At 27.6% G+C, this 21154-nt stretch carries 22 protein-coding genes; 4 read left to right on the top strand and 18 right to left on the bottom strand.

The annotated features are described in order from the left end of the window. Positions 1-165: 165 nt before the first annotated feature. Entirely contained in the window at positions 166-924 is a 759-nt protein-coding gene (locus ACQPVP_RS12360) for a MerR family transcriptional regulator (protein WP_430850364.1), read from the bottom strand. A gap of 331 nt (positions 925-1255) precedes the next feature. Here ACQPVP_RS12360 and cdd point away from each other — a divergent pair, with 331 nt between their 5' ends. Continuing rightward, a complete protein-coding gene (cdd, locus tag ACQPVP_RS12365) occupies positions 1256-1672 on the top strand; it encodes a cytidine deaminase (protein WP_430850366.1) in 417 nt (138 codons plus the stop codon). A 262-nt stretch (positions 1673-1934) separates the two neighbouring features. Here cdd and ACQPVP_RS12370 read toward each other — a convergent pair whose 3' ends face one another. From ACQPVP_RS12370 to ACQPVP_RS12430, 13 genes are all read right to left on the bottom strand, one after another. Next, entirely contained in the window at positions 1935-2699 is a 765-nt protein-coding gene (locus ACQPVP_RS12370) for an N-acetylmuramoyl-L-alanine amidase (RefSeq protein WP_430850368.1), read from the bottom strand. 104 nt (positions 2700-2803) lie between these two features. Beyond that, positions 2804-3532 (bottom strand): hypothetical protein, encoded by a 729-nt coding sequence (locus tag ACQPVP_RS12375; RefSeq protein ID WP_430850370.1) that lies wholly within the window; start codon positions 3530-3532, stop codon positions 2804-2806. Beyond that, positions 3532-4941, bottom strand: coding sequence for a sensor histidine kinase (locus ACQPVP_RS12380; protein WP_430850372.1), 1410 nt, complete (start codon positions 4939-4941; stop codon positions 3532-3534). The genes ACQPVP_RS12375 and ACQPVP_RS12380 overlap by 1 nt, the downstream gene beginning before the upstream one ends. An 11-nt stretch (positions 4942-4952) precedes the next feature. Beyond that, the gene (locus ACQPVP_RS12385; protein ID WP_430850374.1) at positions 4953-5606 is read right to left on the bottom strand and encodes a response regulator transcription factor; all 654 of its coding nucleotides are present in this window, start codon (positions 5604-5606) and stop codon (positions 4953-4955) included. A gap of 187 nt (positions 5607-5793) precedes the next feature. Beyond that, positions 5794-6657, bottom strand: coding sequence for a DUF4438 domain-containing protein (locus tag ACQPVP_RS12390; protein WP_430850376.1), 864 nt, complete (start codon positions 6655-6657; stop codon positions 5794-5796). A 166-nt stretch (positions 6658-6823) separates the two neighbouring features. After that, entirely contained in the window at positions 6824-7477 is a 654-nt protein-coding gene (locus ACQPVP_RS12395; RefSeq protein WP_430850378.1) for an HAD family hydrolase, read from the bottom strand. Positions 7478-7641: 164 nt separating this feature from the next. Next, entirely contained in the window at positions 7642-7992 is a 351-nt protein-coding gene (locus ACQPVP_RS12400) for a hypothetical protein (protein WP_430850380.1), read from the bottom strand. A 96-nt stretch (positions 7993-8088) separates the two neighbouring features. Then, positions 8089-8835 (bottom strand): ABC transporter permease, encoded by a 747-nt coding sequence (locus ACQPVP_RS12405; protein ID WP_430850382.1) that lies wholly within the window; start codon positions 8833-8835, stop codon positions 8089-8091. Next, positions 8822-9550: an ABC transporter ATP-binding protein gene (locus tag ACQPVP_RS12410; RefSeq protein ID WP_430850384.1), complete on the bottom strand. Its 729-nt coding sequence runs from the start codon at positions 9548-9550 to the stop codon at positions 8822-8824. The genes ACQPVP_RS12405 and ACQPVP_RS12410 overlap by 14 nt, the downstream gene beginning before the upstream one ends. Then, entirely contained in the window at positions 9550-10467 is a 918-nt protein-coding gene (locus ACQPVP_RS12415; protein WP_430850386.1) for an ABC transporter substrate-binding protein, read from the bottom strand. Before ACQPVP_RS12415 ends, ACQPVP_RS12410 begins: the two co-directional genes overlap by 1 nt. Before the next feature lie 11 nt (positions 10468-10478). Then, complete coding sequence (locus tag ACQPVP_RS12420) at positions 10479-11966, bottom strand: aryl-sulfate sulfotransferase (protein ID WP_430850388.1); 1488 nt, start codon at positions 11964-11966, stop codon at positions 10479-10481. A gap of 193 nt (positions 11967-12159) precedes the next feature. Next, positions 12160-13041, bottom strand: a complete 882-nt coding sequence (locus ACQPVP_RS12425; RefSeq protein WP_430850390.1) for a pirin family protein — start codon at positions 13039-13041, stop codon at positions 12160-12162. Positions 13042-13124: 83 nt separating this feature from the next. After that, positions 13125-13568: a MarR family winged helix-turn-helix transcriptional regulator gene (locus ACQPVP_RS12430; protein WP_430850392.1), complete on the bottom strand. Its 444-nt coding sequence runs from the start codon at positions 13566-13568 to the stop codon at positions 13125-13127. 170 nt (positions 13569-13738) lie between these two features. Here ACQPVP_RS12430 and ACQPVP_RS12435 point away from each other — a divergent pair, with 170 nt between their 5' ends. From ACQPVP_RS12435 to ACQPVP_RS12445, 3 genes are all read left to right on the top strand, one after another. Next, a complete protein-coding gene (locus tag ACQPVP_RS12435) occupies positions 13739-15364 on the top strand; it encodes a LytS/YhcK type 5TM receptor domain-containing protein (protein WP_430850462.1) in 1626 nt (541 codons plus the stop codon). Between the two features lie 12 nt (positions 15365-15376). Beyond that, positions 15377-16099 carry a LytR/AlgR family response regulator transcription factor gene (locus ACQPVP_RS12440; protein WP_430850394.1) on the top strand — a complete coding sequence of 241 codons (723 nt, stop codon included), beginning with the start codon at positions 15377-15379 and terminating at the stop codon, positions 16097-16099. A 148-nt stretch (positions 16100-16247) separates the two neighbouring features. Next, positions 16248-17465 (top strand): L-lactate MFS transporter, encoded by a 1218-nt coding sequence (locus tag ACQPVP_RS12445; protein ID WP_430850396.1) that lies wholly within the window; start codon positions 16248-16250, stop codon positions 17463-17465. Between the two features lie 183 nt (positions 17466-17648). On the opposite strand, the gene ACQPVP_RS12450 is transcribed toward ACQPVP_RS12445, so the two are convergent. The 4 genes from ACQPVP_RS12450 to ACQPVP_RS12465 form a co-directional block, all read right to left on the bottom strand. Next, a complete protein-coding gene (locus ACQPVP_RS12450) occupies positions 17649-18332 on the bottom strand; it encodes a DUF554 domain-containing protein (protein ID WP_430850464.1) in 684 nt (227 codons plus the stop codon). Between the two features lie 110 nt (positions 18333-18442). Next, a complete protein-coding gene (locus tag ACQPVP_RS12455; protein WP_430850398.1) occupies positions 18443-19402 on the bottom strand; it encodes an ABC transporter substrate-binding protein in 960 nt (319 codons plus the stop codon). A gap of 32 nt (positions 19403-19434) precedes the next feature. Beyond that, on the bottom strand, positions 19435-20226 hold the full coding sequence (locus tag ACQPVP_RS12460; protein ID WP_430850400.1) for an ABC transporter ATP-binding protein: 792 nt from the start codon (positions 20224-20226) through the stop codon (positions 19435-19437). Beyond that, a complete protein-coding gene (locus tag ACQPVP_RS12465) occupies positions 20219-21010 on the bottom strand; it encodes an ABC transporter permease (protein WP_430850402.1) in 792 nt (263 codons plus the stop codon). Before ACQPVP_RS12465 ends, ACQPVP_RS12460 begins: the two co-directional genes overlap by 8 nt. Positions 21011-21154 lie beyond the last annotated feature (144 nt).

Consider the following 21154-nt stretch of genomic DNA (forward strand, 5'->3'; position numbering starts at 1 on the left):
TAATACTAAGTGATATCCTTATAAATTCCTAAAAATTAAAGAAAGAGTTGTCGCACAAACATCCTTAATTTTTTATTGTGCGACAACTCTTTCAAGGCATTATATTAAAAAATCTAAAAATCCATATTCTCAGTAATGATTAAATCTACTATAAATTATCTTCTACTATTTGGCATATTTAACTATTATATCCCTTAAAATATTAACAACCTCTAATCCAGACTTATCATTATAGTATTTTGCAAATCTTTCATCTGCCACATATATTTCTGCTAAACCAATATGAGCTTCTTTAGAATAGCTAGACCAAGTGAAACCAAGCCACTTTTTATGATTTTCGTATACCTCTCTAGCAGTTTTTGAATCTAAATCCCCATTCTTAACTACTTCTAATAATCCATTAAAAATTTCTTCTTCAATTTTATTCATTTTATTAAATTCTTCTTCACTCATATTCATAAACTTCTTATTAGAAGCCTCAACAGTCTCATTGCCATATTTATCTCTAATTTCTTTCCCATACTTTGCTTCATTTTCTTCTAAACGCTCTTTCTTAAATCCTTGGAACTTCTCTTTATTAGACATACTTATTTCTCCCTTCTTATATTTAATAGTCTTTTCTACAGTTAAAATCAATTGATCAAGTTGTTTTCTTCTAGAAATAAGGCTTTTTCGATGTTCAATTAATGATCGGCAAATATCAAAGTTAGGATTAGATATTATATTTTGAATTTCATCAAGACTAATATCCATAGACCTATATAGTAAGATTTGTTGCAAAACATCAACTTCTTTTTCTCCATATATCCTATATCCTGATGAATTTACCCTGCAAGGTTTTAATAATCCTATTTCATCATAATATCTAAGAGTTCTAGTACTTACACCTGCCATCTCTGCTAGCTTCTTAATTGTATATTCCATCTTTATTCCTCCTTATAAATTAATAATAAGCTTTTACGTAACGTCAATGTCAATAATGATTTTTAATTATTTAAAAAAACTAAAACATAGTATATATATTTTTCTTATTTAAAGATATTTGAAAATATCGGATAATATATTTATGTTAATTCTGTTGAATTTTTATCCAAATAATAATAAATTTTTGTATTTTATTTATATTTTTAGCAACAAATTAATATTCATATATACATGAATATTTAATAATGGTATAATAATAATCCACTTATTGATATATACTTTTAAAGTAAATATATTTAAGAATTATTAAAGAAAGTGTCAGGTGAAATTTATGATTGATGCAAAACTACTAGTAGAAAAGGCTTATGAGGCTCAAAAATTTGCTTATACTCCTTACTCTAACTTTAATGTTGGTGCAGCACTGCTTGGTACAAACGGGAAAATATACTTAGGTTGTAATATAGAAAATGCTGCTTTTACACCAACTAATTGTGCAGAAAGAACTGCTTTTTTCAAAGCTGTATCTGAAGGACAACATGAATTTCTTGCAATTGCAATAGTAGGTAATAAAGCAGATGCTACGGAAACTGAATACTGTGCTCCATGTGGAGTATGCAGACAAGTAATTGCTGAATTTTGTGATCCGAAGACATTTAAAATTTATCTAGCTAAAAATAAAGATGAATTTAAAGAGTATACATTAGAGGAACTTTTACCTCTAGGTTTTACTGGAAAGGACTTGGATTAATTCTATAAATTTTAATTATAGATTTTATTTTAAAATAAAATCATTAAGTGTGAATATACTGTTGTGCTACTTAACCTTAAAGCAATATATTCACACTTTTATCATTCTCCTACACTTTCTTATATGAAATTTAAAAGGGCTGTCACCCAACAGCCCTAATTAAGAATTTAAAATTAATCTCTCTTAAAAACTCTTTCAAAAGTTTTTCCATTAATTTTTCATTATTCATTCTTAATTTTTCATTGTATGACAGCTCCATATTCTAATTTATATTAATATTCTCGATAATTGATGTAGCTACAGCATTTGCTAATAGTTCTTGATTATACTCATTACTGAAATACATCCTATCATTATAGTTATTCATAAATCCAAACTCTATTAATACTGAAGGATTTTCATTTTCTCTAATTATGTATAGTGCTTCACTACCATCTATCATAGGTCGACACTCTGTGTAATCTAAATCTTCAAGCTTTTCTTCTATAGATTTTCCTAAATTTAAGCTTTTATAATCATTATAATTTGTCCATACTTCAAATCCATAAACTTCTTCATATCCATAAATATCTTCATCATAATCATTTATATGAAATGATACAAAATACTCTGCATCAGTTGAATTAGATATACTAACTCTATTTTTCAAGTCCTCTTTTTCATCATCTCCTAATGCCGAATCATCAGTTCTCGTATAAATAACTTCGATATCATTTGCTTCTAATATTTCACCGACTTTATTGGAGATACTTAAAACTATATCCTTCTCATAAATATCCCCAAAGCTAGCTCCATCATCATGTCCTCCATGTCCTGGGTCAAGTATAACTTTTATTTTTCCAGAATCAGCACTTTCTTCCTCATAAGCCATTGCAACTGCTGTATTTGAAGGTAAGCTTCCATTCAAATAATTACTTATCAATTTATTTGAAATTAATATTAATATCACTATGGTTATAAATATCTTTATATTATTATATATTCTTCTTCTTTTATTCCTTCTACGTAACTCATTAACACTCTTCATTACAACTTCCTCCCAAATAAAATAATAAAGGAGAGTTGTAATATTTAAGTATATTAAATGTATCTAAGTTGTAATATATTTATTAAATTTTTATTATTATCTGTTTAATTAGGTGATAAAGAGATTTCTATTTTTGCATTTCCTTTTTCAACTAATGTATTACTTTGATAAGATAAAATAAGTTTTGAATCATCTGATGTTAAACTTCCATAACCTAATTCACTTTTACTATAATTACTCATAGGAATTCCTAAATAGTTTGAATACATTTTTAATGCTTCTTCTATGTTTATACTTTCTACATTATCATTAATAAAATCATAGATAGTTATATTCCAAATATACCCTGTATATGCATTTTGTTTTATTTCTATATTAACATCTTCATTACTAAATTTAATTGTCCAATAACTATAAATATACTTTGAATAAGTATACATTGGAGCTTTTGTTCCTAAATATGCATAAGTATTCCAAGAATCATCTATTGATTTAATACTAGTAGGAATTATACCTGCATCACAAAAATATTTAATATCCTCTATTGACCTACTTACAGCTTCATCCATAGTTAATTGATTTATAGTTGGATCATGTACTCTTAACTCTTTATTATCATTCCAAGTTACTAATACTTCCCTAATTTGCTCTGTAGTCAAATTACTATTACTATTTTCCGAATCACTATTAATTGAAATATCAAATTTATTCACTCTTGATAGAAGCTTCTCTTCTTTACGATAAAGCATATATTTAGTTAAACTCCAACTTCCTATAATTATAACAAATACTGCAATTATACCTAAAACATTTAATGTTTTATTATTCTTCATTATGGATTACCTCCACTTATTTGAACCTCTATCTTAATAGTAGTTCCTTTATTCTCTTCGCTAGAAATAACTAGTTTACTTTTATGTATTCTAGCTATTTTTTCACATAGGGCTAATCCGAGACCAACTCCATGCTGTGCTCTTGATCTTGATTTATCTACCATGTAAAAAGCCTCTGTTATTCTGCTAATTTCCTTTTTAGGAATCCCTCTTCCATTATCAATTACAGAGATTTCATACTTTTTGCTATCAATTTTATTTCCTATTATTTTTATAATCTTAGCCTCTGCTTTTATAGAGTTATCTATTAAATTTAAAATTAACATCTTAAATAAATCAAATTCAATATCTATAAATTCTTCTTCTATCTTAAGATCTATATCTATTTTTCTTTCTTTTAATATAGGTTTTAATGTATCTACTATATTTTGAAATACTTCTTTACTATTTAACTGTTCAAGAATAAAACTTTGCTTATTTAAAACAGTCAAATCCATAAGCTTAAAAGATAAAGCTTCTAATCTTAACCCCTCCTCTAAAATATATCTAGCGGCATTTTTAGTTTCTTCTCTAGATAAATCTCTTTGAAAAATCATGTCTGCATAACCTATAACGGAAGTCAAAGGTGTTTTTAACTCGTGAGCAAAATTTGTTACAAAATCCTCTCTTTTTTCAGCTATATCTTCTAATTCTATTACCTTCTCTTCAACGGCTTCTGCCATCTTATTAAAACTTTCAGCAAGTTCACCAAATTCACCTTTACCCCTATACTCTATTCGATCATTATAAAATCCATTAGCAATTCTAGAAGTAGATTTAATAAGTCCCTTTATTGGTCTAGTAATTATAGTTGATAAAATCATCATAATTATCATTCCTGCACTAATAGCAGTAAAATAAATAACATTAAAATTGCTCTCCATTTCTCTTTTTTGAGATAGAACTCCATTTATATTTGTAGAAGTAATTAAATAAAATATCTTTCCATCATCTTCAAAACTACCTCCAACCATAAGAATTTTACTAACCTCTAATTCCTCAACTTTGCAAATCAATGATTCATCACTAATTTCATTTGCTATATCTGTACTTAAATTATTAGGTAAATTAGACGATATAGTTTTTTTATCCTCATTTAATATTGCAATTTGATTTCCCTCCATTGTATATCTTGAAACATCTAATATGGATAAATCATATTCGTCCTTACCTAACTGTTTTTTGTTCTTATTCATTAATAGTTTAGATTGAATATTATACTTTATGTATGTATATTGATTTTTTGCTTGATCAATCTCTCTATCCATAAAACTTTCAAAAGAGGATGAAATTAAAACATATGCTGATAATGATAAGAATAAACTTAAGGTTGCTACTGAACATAAGAATATTTTTACAAATAGTTTCATACATTAACTCCTTATACTTCAAGTCGATAGCCAATTCTAAAAACTGTTTTTATATTATTTTCCCATCCTAATTTTTTTCTTAATCTTTGTATATGTAAATCTATTGTTCGCGTATCCCCCATAAACTCTTCTTGCCACACTTTCTCATATAGCTGATTCCTATATAAAGCTATATTTTTATTACGTATTAATTCTATCAATAAATCAAACTCTTTTACTGTTAAATCTATCTCTTTGCCATCTTTAATTACTGACCTGGAGCTAGGATTTATTATAACTCCTAGAACTTCATATGTTTTATCTGTTGAACTTACTCTTCTTAAAACAGCCTCAACTCTTGCTAATAGTTCACCAATTTGAAAAGGCTTAACTATATAATCATCAGCACCAAGTTTAAGCCCCATTATTCTATTTTCAACTGTTCCCTTTGCAGTAATAAATATTACTGGTATCTTATAAGGTTTTATATACTCCAAAAGTTCATATCCATTAATTCCCGGTAACATAATATCTAACAATATTAAATCAAACTTTTCCTCTTCAATAATATTTGCAGCCTCATTTCCATCAAAAGCACATTTGCATAAATATCCCTCTGAAGTTAGATTAACTTTAATCAAATTTGATATGGGCTTTTCGTCTTCAACTATTAATATCTTTTTCATATAAACACACCCCTTAAATCCTATATAATATCATATCGATGTAATAAAGTTGTAAACTAAAGGTCTCTATTTATTATTTCTATAATATTATAATTTAATAGTCTTATGTAAGTCTTAAATTTCCTTATAAAATAGAAAAAGTAAAAAGCACTTTAATGCCCTTTACTTAATTACTACTTGAGTATTATTATTTATTCATATAATTTCCTATATTTGCTTCACTATCAATTATTCCCTCTATCTTTGATTCCTTACTTACCATAATTGTTGTAACTCCAGGTCCATGCCCAGCTTTCACACAATCACTATGAATTATTACTCCTATACTAACAGCTCCCTTTAAATAACCTCGTCCAAAACTATTATCACAATCTTGTAATAAAACTAGGTCTCCAAATCTCAACTTATCTAATCCTAATCTTTTTATTTCTTCTTTATCAGCTGTCATAATATCATAATCACCTGTATAAGCACTTGGTGATCCAATTCCTGATCCCATTAAATATGGTGGGACCTTTGCAACTACTGGAACCTGAAGTTTTCCATCCTTTTCTTTTACTCCAAGTTTTTCAAATAAATCTGGGTCTATACTCATTACATGAACATCTTCAAATCCTTCAATCTTCAATCCTTGTCCATAAGCTTTTATCATAATCTTGTCATCAATAGCTAACTTATCTAATGTTTCTTCATTGAAATGTATTAACACATGATCAATTCCACCATGCATCCCTGTAACATATCCCTTTTCTCCAGCCGCTTCACCAGAAATAACCTTTGCTTCATTTCCTATACATGAAAATGTAGTTAATGCAGCACTTTCTTCTTTATTTTCATTTCTAATTGAAACTCCTGGCTCTATATGATCACCAGCCCATCCATAAACAGAATCACCAATTTTCACATTGTAACTTATTCCACCAGTAGCAGGTACAACTATAGGTACTCCCTCATGAGTTATTCTATATCCCCCACCTGTTGGATGATGTATCTTACCTGCAACTGACCATTTAACTACTTTATCTTTATTTGTTTTTACTACATTACTCATACTAATCTCCCCCAATATTATTGAAACTTATTCCAATAATATTCTATCATAAAGTTGAATAATAGAAACTTTAAATTAATCCAGAGTGCTTCATCACATTTTAAAATCCATCCCTAATAAATTTATTAATATTGTGAATCTAAAATATATCAAAGTAATTATATACTTAGTTATTCAATATAATATCTTCTAACTCTTCTGTGTTATTAACTAAATAATCTGCACCTTCTCTTTCTAATTCTTCTCTTCCTCTAAAGCCCCATGAAACTCCAATTGATTTAACTCCAGCATTCCTTGCCGTTATTATATCTACATTAGAATCACCTATGTAAATGCACTCTTCCTTTGATATATTAAAGGCTTCAATTACTTCTAAAACTGATGCTGGATCAGGTTTTTCTTTATAATTATCTCTATGTCCAAAAACTATATCAAATCTTTCTCCAAAATATTTCTTAACTATCTCTATTGTGAAATCATGCTTTTTGTTAGATACAACTGCTAGCTTTATGCCTTTACTGCTTAACTCATCTAAAAGCTCTATAATTCCATCATAAGCCTTAGTCATATCCATCATATGCTCATTATAATATTCAGTAAATATTTTCAATGCTTCCGTTACCGTTTCATAATCTTTTTTACCTTCTGGTAAAGCTCTTTCAACTAATTTATATATTCCATTTCCGATAAAAGTCTTATACTTGTCCAGTTCATGAATAGGAAAATTAAATTTATTAATGGCATAATTACAAGCATTTGCTAAATCATCTAATGTATTTAATAATGTCCCATCTAAATCAAATATTGCTACTTTAAACATTAATGCCTCCCAAATTTCAAGTTTATTTTTCTTTATTATATCACATAAAAAAGTAGGATATATATTATCTTACCTAATCCTATATTAAAGGTCACAGTAATATAATTTATATCCTACTTTATATAAACATTTGTTTCACATGTACAATTTCATCTTTAGATGTATCACCAATATGGGAAGAATGGATTTATTGGATAAAATGGATATGGCAACGGGAATACTCCGTGAATTACGTTAAAAGGAAACCCTCTTCGTCTAAATCGCCTATGTCTTCTCATTCCTCTTGGTCTTTTAAACTGTCTTTGATCACTATATTGATCTTGATCATCATCATCTTGATCTACGACATCTTCTCCAACCAACATAATAATTCCATTAGAATCTACTTTTTCAATGATTCCATCAATTGATGTACCATCTTTCATTATTAAGACTATGTGGAAATCCATTAAGTTCTTACATTCATCAAATAAATCCTGTAAGCTATTAAAATTATCACCTCTGTCAAAATTCAATTAATATCACATCCTTTCTAATAGCATGATATTCATTTCAAATAGAAAGGACACTATAAATTTTTATATTATAAATATGAGTTTAATTGTATTGTTTTATTTTGCCTGCCACTTACAAACTTTGTTTTGTAAAATATCTATTACCTTAAACATAATCATTCCCAAAATACTTATTAAAATTATTCCAGCATACATTCCTTCATAATCAACCTTAATCCAAGAGTTCATAATATAATATCCTATACCATACTTTGTTGCATAATTTTCTGCAAAAAATAATGCTGCCATACTAGAACCTAAAGCTATTCTAATAGCTGTAAATAGTCTTGGTAAAGTTGCTGGAATGTATATATGTCTTATCATTTGGGATTTAGATAGTTTTAAAGATTTAGCCGATAATATTAATTCATCTTGTATTTCCTTAACTCCATCCCTTACTGATATTATTATTTGGAAAATTGCTATGGCTACAATTAATACTATCTTTGATGCATTACCAAGCCCAAATAGAATCATAAATACTGGTAAAAAAGCTATTCTTGGAACAGGAAAAAACAAATAAACTATTGGACTTATTAAACTATCTAGCTTATTATTAACTCCAATTGATAAGCCTATAAAATATCCTAATATTGTAGTTATTAATAATGCTATAAATAATCTTAAAAGACTTGCTACAAGGTGAGTAGTAATAACACTAAATCCAACTTTAAAAAGCCTAGATAGTACATCAATTGGGTTTGGTATTACAAAAGAATCTAAAATAATATGAAGTAGATACCAAGATATAAATACTACTGATATAGCATAAATATACTTGTATATCTGCTTAAATACTCTCATATTTTTCCTCCCCATATTCCTCTAAAATTGCTCTTAATTCATTACACTTATCAAAAAATTCATAGCTTTTTCTTGCATTTCCCTGCCCATAATATGGATTCTCGATTATTCTCTTTATCTCTCCATCAATCATTATAGCTATTCTTTTTCCTAGTATCACTGCCTCTTCTATATTGTGAGTAACTATAATATATGACATATTATATTCTTTTTGTATCTTACATAATATATTTTGAAAGTTTTCTTTATTAATTGAATCTAAGGCAGATGAAGGCTCATCCATTAATAATAAATCAGAATTTAAAACTAGGGCTCTCGCTAAGGCTGCTCTTTGCTTTTCTCCTCCACTAACTTCTAAAGGATATTTATCTAAAATGTGTTCTATATTTAAATTTAAAGCTATTTTTTCTGTAGATTTCTCTATTTCATCTTTTGATGTGCCTTTTATTATAAGGCCTAATTGTATATTTTCTTTAATAGTCTTCCAAGGAAAAAGACCATTACTTTGTAATATGAGATTAGTATCCTTAAATTTATTTGAAATATTACCTGATGTATTTTCTTTTAGATTTGCGATAGATAATAGAAGAGTACTTTTCCCACATCCAGATGGACCTATTATTGAAAGCGTTTCTCCTTTAGATAAGGAAAAAGAGAGACTTTTTAATATATCTCTTTCTCCATAACTAACATATAGATTTTTTACTTCTAACATTATTTAGCTATATAATCTTTTATAACTAAATCGTTATAGTCTAAATTTAATTCACTTCCTTGTAGGTTTTCAGTCCAATCTTCAAGTTCTTTTATATAATCCTCATCTGGGATTCTTGTCTTATGATATGTTGGCAAAATAATTAAATCCTTTATTTCTGCATTTAACTCTAATTTTGATATTAAGATATCCTTTGCTTCTTCTGGATTGTTTATTATGTCTTCTACAGCCTTGTTATATGCATTGTGAAATCCTTTAACAGTCTTTGGATTATTCTTTATAAATTCATCTGTAAATATTATCGCATTTGGAGTGAAATCATCTGGATTTCCATATACTCTCTTTTCTAACCCTTTAAGCTGTGCATTAGAAGCTAAAGGCTCTGGTAAAACTGCCATGTCTATTTTATCTTCCATTAACATTTGCATTCTAACAGGCATTTCATTTATATATACTTTTTCTACATTGTAATCAGTTAAATATTGATCAGCTAAGAAGTTTATTACACTAACCTCCATTAATCCAACTTTAACATCTTTCTTTTCTTCATAATTCTTCGCTAATACAATTGGGAACATTCCATCTGTTGTTGTAGTTATCTTAGCCTTTAATCCACCCTTAACATTATTTAAGAATTGAATCATACTAAGCATTGCTGCATCAAGCTCTCCTGCTTGAATTGAACTTTGCTTTGTAGCTCCATTTGAAAATATTTCTAATTCTAAATTAACTCCCTCTTCTTCAAAATATCCCTTTTCTTGAGCTAGTAATATAGGTGCTGAATCAGAAGCAGACATTACTCCTAATCTAATTGTATTATTTTCTTGTACTTCTTCTTTAGCTCCGCAACCTACTAAAGAAATAATCATAGTTAATGACATTATTAATAATAATAAATTTTTTCTGGTTTTTTTCATTATTTACTCCCTTAATATAAACTTATTTTTTCTGCTCTATAACATTTATAGCCAATTGGCTTAGTTATATCTGTATCTTTAATTTTTATTTCAAAAACTACCTTATCTTTTGCTACTTCTACTATAGTAATTTGATTTTTCATCCTATTACTCTTCATATCATCAATAGGATTACCAAATATATCTTTAGTTATCCCACCAAAGCATATTAACCTATTATCATTTTCAAGAATTCTAACAGCTCCTAAATATGCACAATATAGTTCATTCCCTCTTTCCTTACCATATTGCCATACTTGTTCTACTGTCATATCTTTTTCATTAATTTTATACTCAACTGCACGACTATAATTATTATGAGCTAAAACTGCATCTTCTAATTTATAGCTTCTAAAGTTCCCATTATCAAATATAACAAGATTACCATTATCACTTAAGGAAGGAGTATGTTGAGCATAACTCCACTCAAAGTTATCTCCTATAGGATTAAGTAAGTATTTGTTAAATTTTTCACACCAACCATAATGAGGAGCCAATATCCAGACTATTTCCGACGTATCTTTATTAAACTTTACTACAGTACTTTGATTTCTAGAAGAAGCAATTATACAGTTACTTTCTTCATCATACACTAATGAATTTAGATGTAACCAATCTAATGGATGATTTACAGATACTTTATCAATAACAGTTTCCCTATTGAAGTCTAATATTTTTCTAAAATCCCATTCCTTAATTACCTCTTTTGTCTTTCTATCTATTTCTACTAATAAATCTTGCTTAGTATTTTCCCTTTGAGTAATAGCTAGAAAGTTTTCGTTTGGCAATTCAATAACATCATGGTGCAACCCATACTTTATAGGGAAGAAGTTAATAATTTTTCCAAGCATATCAATTTCTATGAATCCAGCTGCAGTATAAGCTCCACAAATCCCACTTGATATAGGTGCATCAACAATTATATTTCCATTTTTAAGCTTCATAAAAACATGGCAAGAAACACCAGTATAAATCCATCTTACTCTTGCTTTATTGTCAATAATTGAATATAAATGTTCTATAGTTCTTACACCTTCTGATCTTCCTAGAGACATTGATATCATGCCGTCATACATATTACTCTCTTCACATTTCATCAGCTCTATATTAGGATATCCTACAGGTAGTTCAGAAGTTTTTATGTAATGAGTAAACTCTTTTTGTTTATTATTTCTATAATTGCATACAACTTTTATAATATTTTCTTTATTTGCAATTAGCCCTAATATAGGTAATTCATGTTCTTTTTTAAATGCTTTAAATTCTTTTTTTATGTCTTCTTCAATAATTAATGTAACAAAGCATTCTTCATCAGTATTAAATTTAATTAATGCTGATAATGGACAATTCTCAAATGGATTCAATACTATATATGGATTTTCCTCAGTATAATTTCCACTTGCATATTCCATTTCTATACTTTTAATTATTTCACTTTGTTTTTTAAGTAAAGCCTCCATATTTCACCTCCTACAATTTTTTACCGTTATATATTATATCATTAATCTATCTATTTTGAACTTTAAATTTTTCAATTATATATTACAAACAATCTTATGTATTTAAATTTTTATGAAAATTTTAAAGCTAGCCACAAGCAACTTATAATTTTACCTATGGATAGCTTCATTTAGTTATTAATTAATATCTATATTAAAAGTTAGTTGTCCCAAATTTATCTTCTCTAAGATCTTCATATGCTTTATATATTTCTTCTCTTGTATTCATAATAAATGGTCCATGAGCTGCAATTGGTTCGTATATTGGTTCCCCACTTAGTACTATAAATAAAGCATCTTCAGTAATTGCTTCAGCTAAAATACTTCCTTCTTCATTATTATATACAATAAAATCTCCTTCTTTACATATCTTATCTTCGTTTACTTTAATTTCACCTTTTAATACAAGCATTCCAGTATTAAAATTACTTGGTTCATCTAATATAACTTTTCCATTATTTTTTAGATTTACATTATACATATTTAAATCTGTAAATGTACTAGCTGGTCCCTTTGCTCCTTTAACCTCGCCAGCGATAATACTAATTTCGCCTTGATTATTTTCAAGGTTAACAACTCCCATATCCTCTTTTAATAAAGTTTGATATTTAGGTTCTGACATCTTCTTATCACTAGGTAGATTAACCCAAAGTTGAATCATGTGTAATGTTCCACCATTTTTACTAAACTCAGCTTCATGATACTCTTTATGCATAATACCTGATGCCGCTGTCATCCATTGAACATCTCCAGGTCCTATAATTCCGTGATTTCCTTTGTTATCATGATGCTCAACCTTTCCTTCATAAGCAATTGTTACAGTTTCAAATCCACGATGTGGATGTGCATCAACACCACGTCTAATTGATGATGGTGAATAATAATGTGGAGCATGATAATCTAATACTAAGAATGGAGATAAACGTCTAATATCACCTATTCCTGTTGGTAAGTATTGTGACACCTTAAATCCGTCACCTACCATATGAGGCATTGGACCTCTAAATACATTATCTATTGACCTATAATCTTTCATTTAATTCATTCCTCTCTTTATTAATTAGTGATAATTAAATTTATCACTAATTAGTGATATTATTCTAAAAAAATTTTATTTTTTTAGATATCCTTAAATTTTTTCAATATATTTTTTAAAGTAATCTTTTCTTCATCAGTTAAAACCTCAAAGATATCTTTAATGTTCTTAATATGATTTGGTAGTATACCTTCGATAATTTCCCTTCCCTTATCAGTTATTGATATTATGCAAGATCTTTTGTCATCAGGGTCTATATTCCTTTTTATTAATCCATCTTTTTCTAAATTCTTAATAACTACTGTTATATTTCCAGATGTAGTTAATACTTTTTCTATTATCTCGCATATCCTTAAGTCACCTTTATTATATAGAGCTTCTAAAACTCCAAATTGAGAAATAGTTAATCCACTTTGCTTAATTGTTTCATATTCACGCTTATGAATTTCATTTTCTGCTCTTGTAAAAACAACTAAAGTAGATAAAGCTAATTTATTTTCTTCAAGTAAATCTTTTATCTTATCCATAAACCAAATATATCACTAATTAGTGATATTGTCAAATTTATACCTATATTTACTTATTTTTTATTTACTTAACAAATAATAAAAAATAAGTAAAATAGTATATATAATATTATTTAGAGAAAGGAGAGGATTTAAATTTGGATTACTTAATTGATATATTAATTCAATTTATGGATAGAGCTGTTTTACTTCTTGCATGTTTATTTACTATAACTAGGTTACAAAGCTTTAGAAATATATTTCAAAGAGATACCTATCGAAAAAAAGACTATGTAATTGCATGTACAGTCTTTTCTGTATTTGCAATACTATCAACTTATACAGGCCTTAATGTAGAAGGCTCTTTAGTAAATGTAAGAACTATTACTATAGTATCAGGAGGAATAATATTCGGTCCAGTTGTGGGAATTGTAACAGGAGTAATATCTGGAGTACATAGGTATCTAATAGATATAGGAGGTATAACATCTATTCCTTGTCTAATAAGTAGTATATGCGCAGGTATAATATCTGGATATATAAATAGAAAGGTCAAGAGAAACTATAGATGGATAGCCGGAATACTAGCAGGAATGTTTTCCGAGACTATTACAATGATACTGATACTTCTATTAAGTACACCTCATTCATTAGGTTTTGACATAGTATCGAAAATAGCTGTTCCAATGATTATTGGACAAATATCTGTAGGGTTCATTGTTTTATTAGTTCAGAGTATAGAAAATGATAAGGAAAAAATTTCTGCTAAACAAGCAAAATTAGCTTTAGATATAGCAAATAAAACTCTTCCTTATTTTAGAAAAATAAATAGTGAATCTTTAAATAAAATATGTACTATTATAAAAGAAGATATTCAAGCCGATGCAGTTTCAATAACTGATACAAAGAATATTTTAGCCTACATTGGCATTGGTAAAGAATATTATAATATTGGCCATGAAATTATAACTGATGAAACAAAAGAGGCTATTAGTAGTGGTAAAATAGTTATTAAAAATACTGGTTTTAAGGAAAAAAGTTCACTTTTAAAATCAGCAATTATTATACCACTTAAGGAGAAAAATGAAGTTATTGGAGCCTTAAAAATATATTATAAAGCTTCTAATAACATAACTTTTACTATAGAAACTCTTGCTGTAGGACTTTCACAAATCATTTCAACTCTTATGGAAGTATCAAAGGTCGAAGAAATGAAGGAAATGGCTAATAAGGCAGAACTTAAAGCACTTCAGACTCAAATAAATCCTCATTTTTTATTTAATGCATTAAATGCTATAGCCTCTTCTATAAGAATAAATCCTAATAATGCAAGGGAGCTTATAATAAATCTATCAAATTATTTAAGATTTAATTTGGAATTAAACAGTGAATTTATAGATATAAATAAAGAACTAAAACAAGTAAAAGATTATATCGAAATAGAAAAAGCTAGATTTGGAGATAAACTAAATGTTATCTACGATATAGATAATGTAGATATTCAAATACCAAGCCTTACAATACAACCTTTAGTTGAAAATGCTATAGTCCATGGGATTTTAAAGGACAATCATAATGGAACAATTAAAATAAGTGTAAAAGACGAAGGTGAAAAAACCAAAATCTCTATAATAGACAGTGGCATAGGAATAAGTGAAGATATGATAAATAAGATTTATACCGATAATGTTCCAGAAAAGAAAATAGGTCTATATAATGTTCATTCAAGAATTAAGCTTATTTATGGGGAAGGTCTTAATATAAAAAGACTCGATAAAGGAACTATGGTAGAATTTTATATAAAGAAAAAAATATAAGAGGGTGTCTATATGAAAGCAATAATAGTTGATGATGAATTCTTAGCAAGAGAAGAGCTTAAATATTTTATTCAAAATTACAGTAAAATAGATATAATCTCAGAATTTTCAGATGGAATAGAGGTTCTTAAATTTATTCAAAATAATGAGATTGATATTATATTTTTAGATATAAATATTCCTTCATTAGATGGGGTTTTACTTGCTAAAAGTATAAGTAAATTTACTAAAAAACCTTACATAGTTTTTATAACAGCATATAAAGAACATGCTGTTGAAGCCTTTGAGGTAGAGGCCTTTGATTATATATTAAAGCCTTATTCAGAGTCTAGAATTGTATCAATGCTAAAGAAACTAGAAAGTATTGATAATAGCAAAAATAATAATTCACTTAAAAATAGCATATCTAATAAGATAAATCTATGGAAAAATGAAAAAATAATAGTTGTAGATATTAATGATATATATTATTGCGTGGCAAGAGAGAGAATAACTTGTGTTTTTACAAAAGATGAGGAATATTCAGTTAACCTATGTATATCTGATTTTTACGAAAAACTCCCTAAAGATATATTCTTTAAATCTCATAGATCCTATATAGTAAATATAAATAAAATAAGAGAAATAATACCTTGGTTTAATAGTACCTATAATTTAAAACTCCAAGATATCGATTATGAAGTTCCTGTAAGTAGAAGTAATGTAAAAGAATTCAGGCAACTCATGAACATATAATTGCATTTTATTTAATTTTATTTGTATTTCATTCATAAAATAATAATTTTATATTTTCCAGACTTATAATGAAACCATAAACAGTATTTAATTATAAAAAATATATGTAACTTTTATATCTGTGAAAATAAAATTAGAGGTGAATGAAATGAAAAAAGTATCAGAAAATCGTTGGTTAATAGTCTTAGGTTCAGTAATTGCCCAACTTGGGTTAGGAACTATTTATACATGGAGCCTATTTAACCAACCCCTAGTAAATAAATTTGGATTTCAATTAAATAAGGTTGCTATTACCTTCTCTATAACTAGCTTTGCTTTAGCAGTATCTACATTAGCTGCTGGTAAACTTCAAGACAAGCTAGGCATTAGAAAACTTACTTCATTTGCAGGTTTAATATTAGGGCTAGGCTTGATATTAACATCATTTGATTCTTCATTACCTATGCTTTATATTACAGCTGGTGTAGTAGTTGGAGCTGCAGACGGTATTGCATATATTACAACACTTTCAAATTGTATTAAATGGTTCCCTGACAAAAAAGGACTTATTTCTGGTATTTCAGTAGGAGCTTATGGAACAGGTAGTTTAATTTTTAAATATATAAATGGAAGCTTAATTAATAATGTAGGAGTTTCTCAAACATTCCTATATTGGGGCTTTATAGCTATGGCTTTAGTCTTAATAGGTGCTCAACTTTTAAAGGATGCCCCATTAGTAAGCAGTTATTCTAAAGATAATAAAAATACAAATGAATATACAGTAAAAGAAATGCTTAAAACAAAAGAAGCTTATGCTTTATTTATAATATTCTTTTCAGCATGTATGAGTGGTCTATATCTAATAGGAATAGTTAAAGATATTGGTGTTGAGCTAGTTGGACTTGCCCCTAATGTAGCAGCAAATGCAGTTGCTATGGTAGCAATATTTAATACAGCTGGAAGAATTATATTAGGTGCTTTATCAGATAAATTTGGTAGATTAAAAGTCGTAATTTTATCACTTGCAATTACAACTATTTCAGTATTTTCTTTAAGCTTTGTACATTTAAATTTTGCAATTTTCTTTGCTTGTGTTGCATCAATAGCATTTTGCTTTGGAGGAAATATCACAGTATTCCCTGCTATAGTAGGAGATTTCTTTGGTGCTAACAATCAAACTAAAAATTACGGAATTATATATCAAGGATTTGGTTTAGGAGCAATTTCTGGTTCATTTATATCATCATTAACAGGAGGCTTTAAATCAACATTTATAGTCATCGGTGCTTTATGCTTAATATCAATAGCCTTAGCTTCTACAATACAAACTGTAAAATCAAATCAAAAAGTTAAACATAATACTAGTCTTGTTGAAAAAATTGCATAATAATATTTTACCTCAGAACTAAAATATAAGAAATTAAAAGAGTATCTTTAAATTTATAGATACTCTTTTTACTTATTAGTTGATAAAATTTAATTGTTAATATTCATTTAATATTTTTTCCACAGAATATTCAAATTAATCCACAATATATTATTAAATAAGAAAATCATTGTTAATAAGTTTTTATATTTTAAATATACCTTTAATAATAAACCAAAGGGCAGGTATAAGTAGCGAAGGTAACATATTTAATGTCTTACAATCTTTAATATTTAGTATAGATAATCCTGAACTTGTAATCAAAAATCCCCCTATAATTGATATTTCAGTTAATAACTCAGTAGTTAAAAATCCAGATAATAATCCTGCAGATACATAAATAAATCCTTGCCATAAAAACAATACTACTCCTGCAATTGCAATCCCAATACCATAAGTAGATGCAAATACTATAGAAGTCACAAAATCTAATGTAGCATTTGTAAATAGATAAGTATTATTACCATGTAAGGCGCTTTCCATAGGACCTAATATAGATAGTGTTCCAATACAAAATAATAAAATAGCTGTAGATAATCCTTGACCTAAATTACTAGATGTAAATTTACTAGATAAATTATTAAACTTTCCTTCAATATTAATTATTGCACCTATTAAGCTTCCAACTGCAAGGCTTAAAATAAATAGTACTGGGTATTTACTATTTGGCATATTTGATACTATTGAATTAATACCAAGACCAGTTGCAGCTAATCCCATAGCTGTAAATAAAGCTTCCTTATATTTTTCATTAATTCCCTTCTTCACTATAAATCCTATAATACTTCCAGCAAATATTGCTCCTGTATTAGCTATAGTTCCTATCATCATTCTTCCTTATCCTTTCGATAAAATTTATTTTTTTATTGAAATAATAATTTGCTGCCTCAATGGTAGCCTAATTAAAAGTTGAGGATTAAGGATTTTTTTATTTAGCATTATTTGGTTTTATATATTAAATCTTGAACATTAACTTCATTTTCTTGTAGTCCATTATCTATTAAAAACTTTTGTGTATCCTCAAGAGATTTTATATCATTATCAGTTATATCAAGACTAAAATCATACCAATCATACATTTCCTTTACTTCATCAACAGTAAGTCCAACTTCTTCTGAAACTTTTCCCATGGCTTCATCAAAATTATTATTTATATATTCTAAAGTTTCATTTTCTACTTTTCTAAATCTTTCAATAATATCTGGATGATTTTCTGCAAACTCTCCACTTACAGCAGTTACTATAATTCCATCTACTAATCCTTCTCCATTTGCTACTATCTTACTACCATTCTTAACTGCTTTATATGCTGTAGGACCTGCAATCAATGCTGCATCGACACTTCCATCCTCTAATGCCACTGCTGCTTCTGGAATTCCCATATTAATAAATTCCACATCATCTATTGAGTAACCTTCCTTGTTTAGGGCAGCTATTAATACTTGGTGAAGTATTGTTCCCTTAGGACCAGCTACTTTTTTACCGACTAAATCTTTTGCGCTTACTATTTCATCGTTATTAGTTAAAATCATAAACCCTTTTGGTGATCTACTATAAGTATTTATTATTTTCAAATCTACACCATTAGATGCTGCTATTAATGCAGAAGTTCCTCCTAATGCATGAAGAATATCTAATTCTCCAGATGCTAAGGCTGCAGTTTGATCTGGTCCCGAAGTTATTTCGTAAAAATTAACTGCTATATTATCACTTGAAAATTCCTTTCCAAATAAATCATCTTGTTTTTGAATTATTGAAGGGACGTTCAGTGGTGCCTTAACATATGTTAAGTTTATTTCTGAAATATCAGATTGAGATTGTTTAGTACTACATCCAGTCATCATGCCTATTATAAATGTTACTGCGGCTATACTAGCGATTATTTTTCTTTTTTTCATTTTACAAATCCCCCTATTATTAATTCTATATATTAAACATTATCTATATTATAATTTAATGTTTTTAGAATCTGCTTTTTAATGTTAATATAGTATTCATCTTCAAAGTTTTTATAATGACTTTCTTCTATTTCAAATTCCTTAATTTCATTATTTCTTTCAAATATTATTATCCTATTTGCTAGTTTCAAAGCCTCATCAATATCATGAGTTACAAAAATAACACCTTTCTTTGTAGACTTGTGTATTCTAATAAGTTCATTTTGCATATCAGCTCTTGTAAAATAGTCTAATGCTGAAAATGGTTCATCCATAAGAAGTACATCTGGATCAAAATATAATGCTCTGGCTATGCTTACCCTTTGAGCCATTCCCCCAGATAATTCATATGAATATGAGTTTTTAAATTTTTCTAACTTCATCATCTTTAAATACATATCTACTCGATAATTATTAGTTTCATTCTTTTTAAAATTAACTATATTTTTCAGACCTCTCATGGTAATTTTATTCTTAATATCATTAAATGCTATATTTTCACAAACATTAAGCCATGGCATCAATCTACTTTCTTGAAATACAAATCCTACCTTTGGCTTAACTTCTCTATTATCTCTAATAAATTTAATTTCTCCTGAAGATACATTTTCAATATTAGCAATTAACCTTAATAAAGTAGTTTTTCCACATCCACTTTCTCCAAGTATAACCGTTATATCACTTGTATTAATATTTAATGATATATTTTTAAGTACAACATGCTTTTCATTATTCACTTCATAATATTTAGTGACATTCCTAATAATATATTGTGATTTACTCATAAGCTTCCACCATCTTTCCTTTACCTACTTTCTTTACTACAATAGAAAATAAATAATCACATAAGATTCCAAGTAATCCTATAAGTATTATTCCAACTAAAACTACATCAGTTCTAGACATTTCTTTTCCATCAGATATTAAATATCCAAGTCCACTTGATGCTGCCACAAGTTCAGCACCTATTATTGCTCTAAAACTATATCCTAAGGCTAATTTTAATCCTATTACTATATCTAAAATTGCATTGGGAATTATTATCTTAAATATAATCTGATTCTTTGACAATTCAAAAACATTTCCTACTTCAATAAGCTTTATATCGCAATTTCTTACACCTTTTAATGTACTTGTAAATATAGGAAAAAATGATGCTAAGATTATAATTATTATTTTAGACTTCTCCCCTATTCCAAACCATAGTATAAGCATTGGAATTAATGCTAATGGTGGAGTATTTCTTATAAAATCGAAAAATCTCCTAAAATATTCATATGATTTATTATGTATTCCAAAAAATATTCCTAGTGGTATTGCTATAATAGAGCTTATGAAAAATCCCACTACAACTCTTCTCATACTTGAATAAATGTGAAAGAATATGGATTTATCCTTTACCATTCTTATAAATGTTGTAAATACTTTTTCTGGTGGTGGCAATATATAACTGCTCCATATGTTAAGCTCACATGCAACTTTCCATAAAACTAGTATAATTAAAAATATTAAATATCCTCTAATATTTATTAAAGATATTAATTTGTTCTTATTTTTTAACTTTTTCATTTAAAGACCATTCCTTAACTCTATCCATTCTGCCAAATTGAAATATTCACCATCTATTTTACTACTAAATTTATTATAATTCTTCATTTTTTCCATTTTTATATAAAATACATAGTAAAAATTCGGTATGTAGTATAAAAGAAG

Source organism: Clostridium nigeriense, assembly GCF_050585265.1.
Classification (GTDB): Bacteria; Bacillota; Clostridia; order Clostridiales; family Clostridiaceae; genus Clostridium; species Clostridium nigeriense_B.

Bases quoted from the DNA above. Each gene is read 5' to 3' on its own strand.
- ACQPVP_RS12410 (WP_430850384.1), bottom strand. From the start codon at position 9,550: ATGTTAGAAGTAAAAAATCTATATGTTAGTTATGGAGAAAGAGATATA.
- ACQPVP_RS12430 (WP_430850392.1), bottom strand. From the start codon at position 13,568: ATGGATAAGATAAAAGATTTACTTGAAGAAAATAAATTAGCTTTATCT.
- ACQPVP_RS12370 (WP_430850368.1), bottom strand. From the start codon at position 2,699: ATGAAGAGTGTTAATGAGTTACGTAGAAGGAATAAAAGAAGAAGAATA.
- ACQPVP_RS12445 (WP_430850396.1), top strand. From the start codon at position 16,248: ATGAAAAAAGTATCAGAAAATCGTTGGTTAATAGTCTTAGGTTCAGTA.
- ACQPVP_RS12450 (WP_430850464.1), bottom strand. From the start codon at position 18,332: ATGATAGGAACTATAGCTAATACAGGAGCAATATTTGCTGGAAGTATT.
- ACQPVP_RS12390 (WP_430850376.1), bottom strand. From the start codon at position 6,657: ATGAGTAATGTAGTAAAAACAAATAAAGATAAAGTAGTTAAATGGTCA.
- ACQPVP_RS12415 (WP_430850386.1), bottom strand. From the start codon at position 10,467: ATGAAAAAAACCAGAAAAAATTTATTATTATTAATAATGTCATTAACT.
- ACQPVP_RS12375 (WP_430850370.1), bottom strand. From the start codon at position 3,532: ATGAAGAATAATAAAACATTAAATGTTTTAGGTATAATTGCAGTATTT.
- ACQPVP_RS12455 (WP_430850398.1), bottom strand. From the start codon at position 19,402: ATGAAAAAAAGAAAAATAATCGCTAGTATAGCCGCAGTAACATTTATA.
- ACQPVP_RS12385 (WP_430850374.1), bottom strand. From the start codon at position 5,606: ATGAAAAAGATATTAATAGTTGAAGACGAAAAGCCCATATCAAATTTG.
- ACQPVP_RS12460 (WP_430850400.1), bottom strand. From the start codon at position 20,226: ATGAGTAAATCACAATATATTATTAGGAATGTCACTAAATATTATGAA.
- cdd (WP_430850366.1), top strand. From the start codon at position 1,256: ATGATTGATGCAAAACTACTAGTAGAAAAGGCTTATGAGGCTCAAAAA.
- ACQPVP_RS12435 (WP_430850462.1), top strand. From the start codon at position 13,739: ATGGATAGAGCTGTTTTACTTCTTGCATGTTTATTTACTATAACTAGG.
- ACQPVP_RS12420 (WP_430850388.1), bottom strand. From the start codon at position 11,966: ATGGAGGCTTTACTTAAAAAACAAAGTGAAATAATTAAAAGTATAGAA.
- ACQPVP_RS12425 (WP_430850390.1), bottom strand. From the start codon at position 13,041: ATGAAAGATTATAGGTCAATAGATAATGTATTTAGAGGTCCAATGCCT.
- ACQPVP_RS12380 (WP_430850372.1), bottom strand. From the start codon at position 4,941: ATGAAACTATTTGTAAAAATATTCTTATGTTCAGTAGCAACCTTAAGT.
- ACQPVP_RS12360 (WP_430850364.1), bottom strand. From the start codon at position 924: ATGGAATATACAATTAAGAAGCTAGCAGAGATGGCAGGTGTAAGTACT.
- ACQPVP_RS12395 (WP_430850378.1), bottom strand. From the start codon at position 7,477: ATGTTTAAAGTAGCAATATTTGATTTAGATGGGACATTATTAAATACA.
- ACQPVP_RS12405 (WP_430850382.1), bottom strand. From the start codon at position 8,835: ATGAGAGTATTTAAGCAGATATACAAGTATATTTATGCTATATCAGTA.
- ACQPVP_RS12440 (WP_430850394.1), top strand. From the start codon at position 15,377: ATGAAAGCAATAATAGTTGATGATGAATTCTTAGCAAGAGAAGAGCTT.
- ACQPVP_RS12465 (WP_430850402.1), bottom strand. From the start codon at position 21,010: ATGAAAAAGTTAAAAAATAAGAACAAATTAATATCTTTAATAAATATT.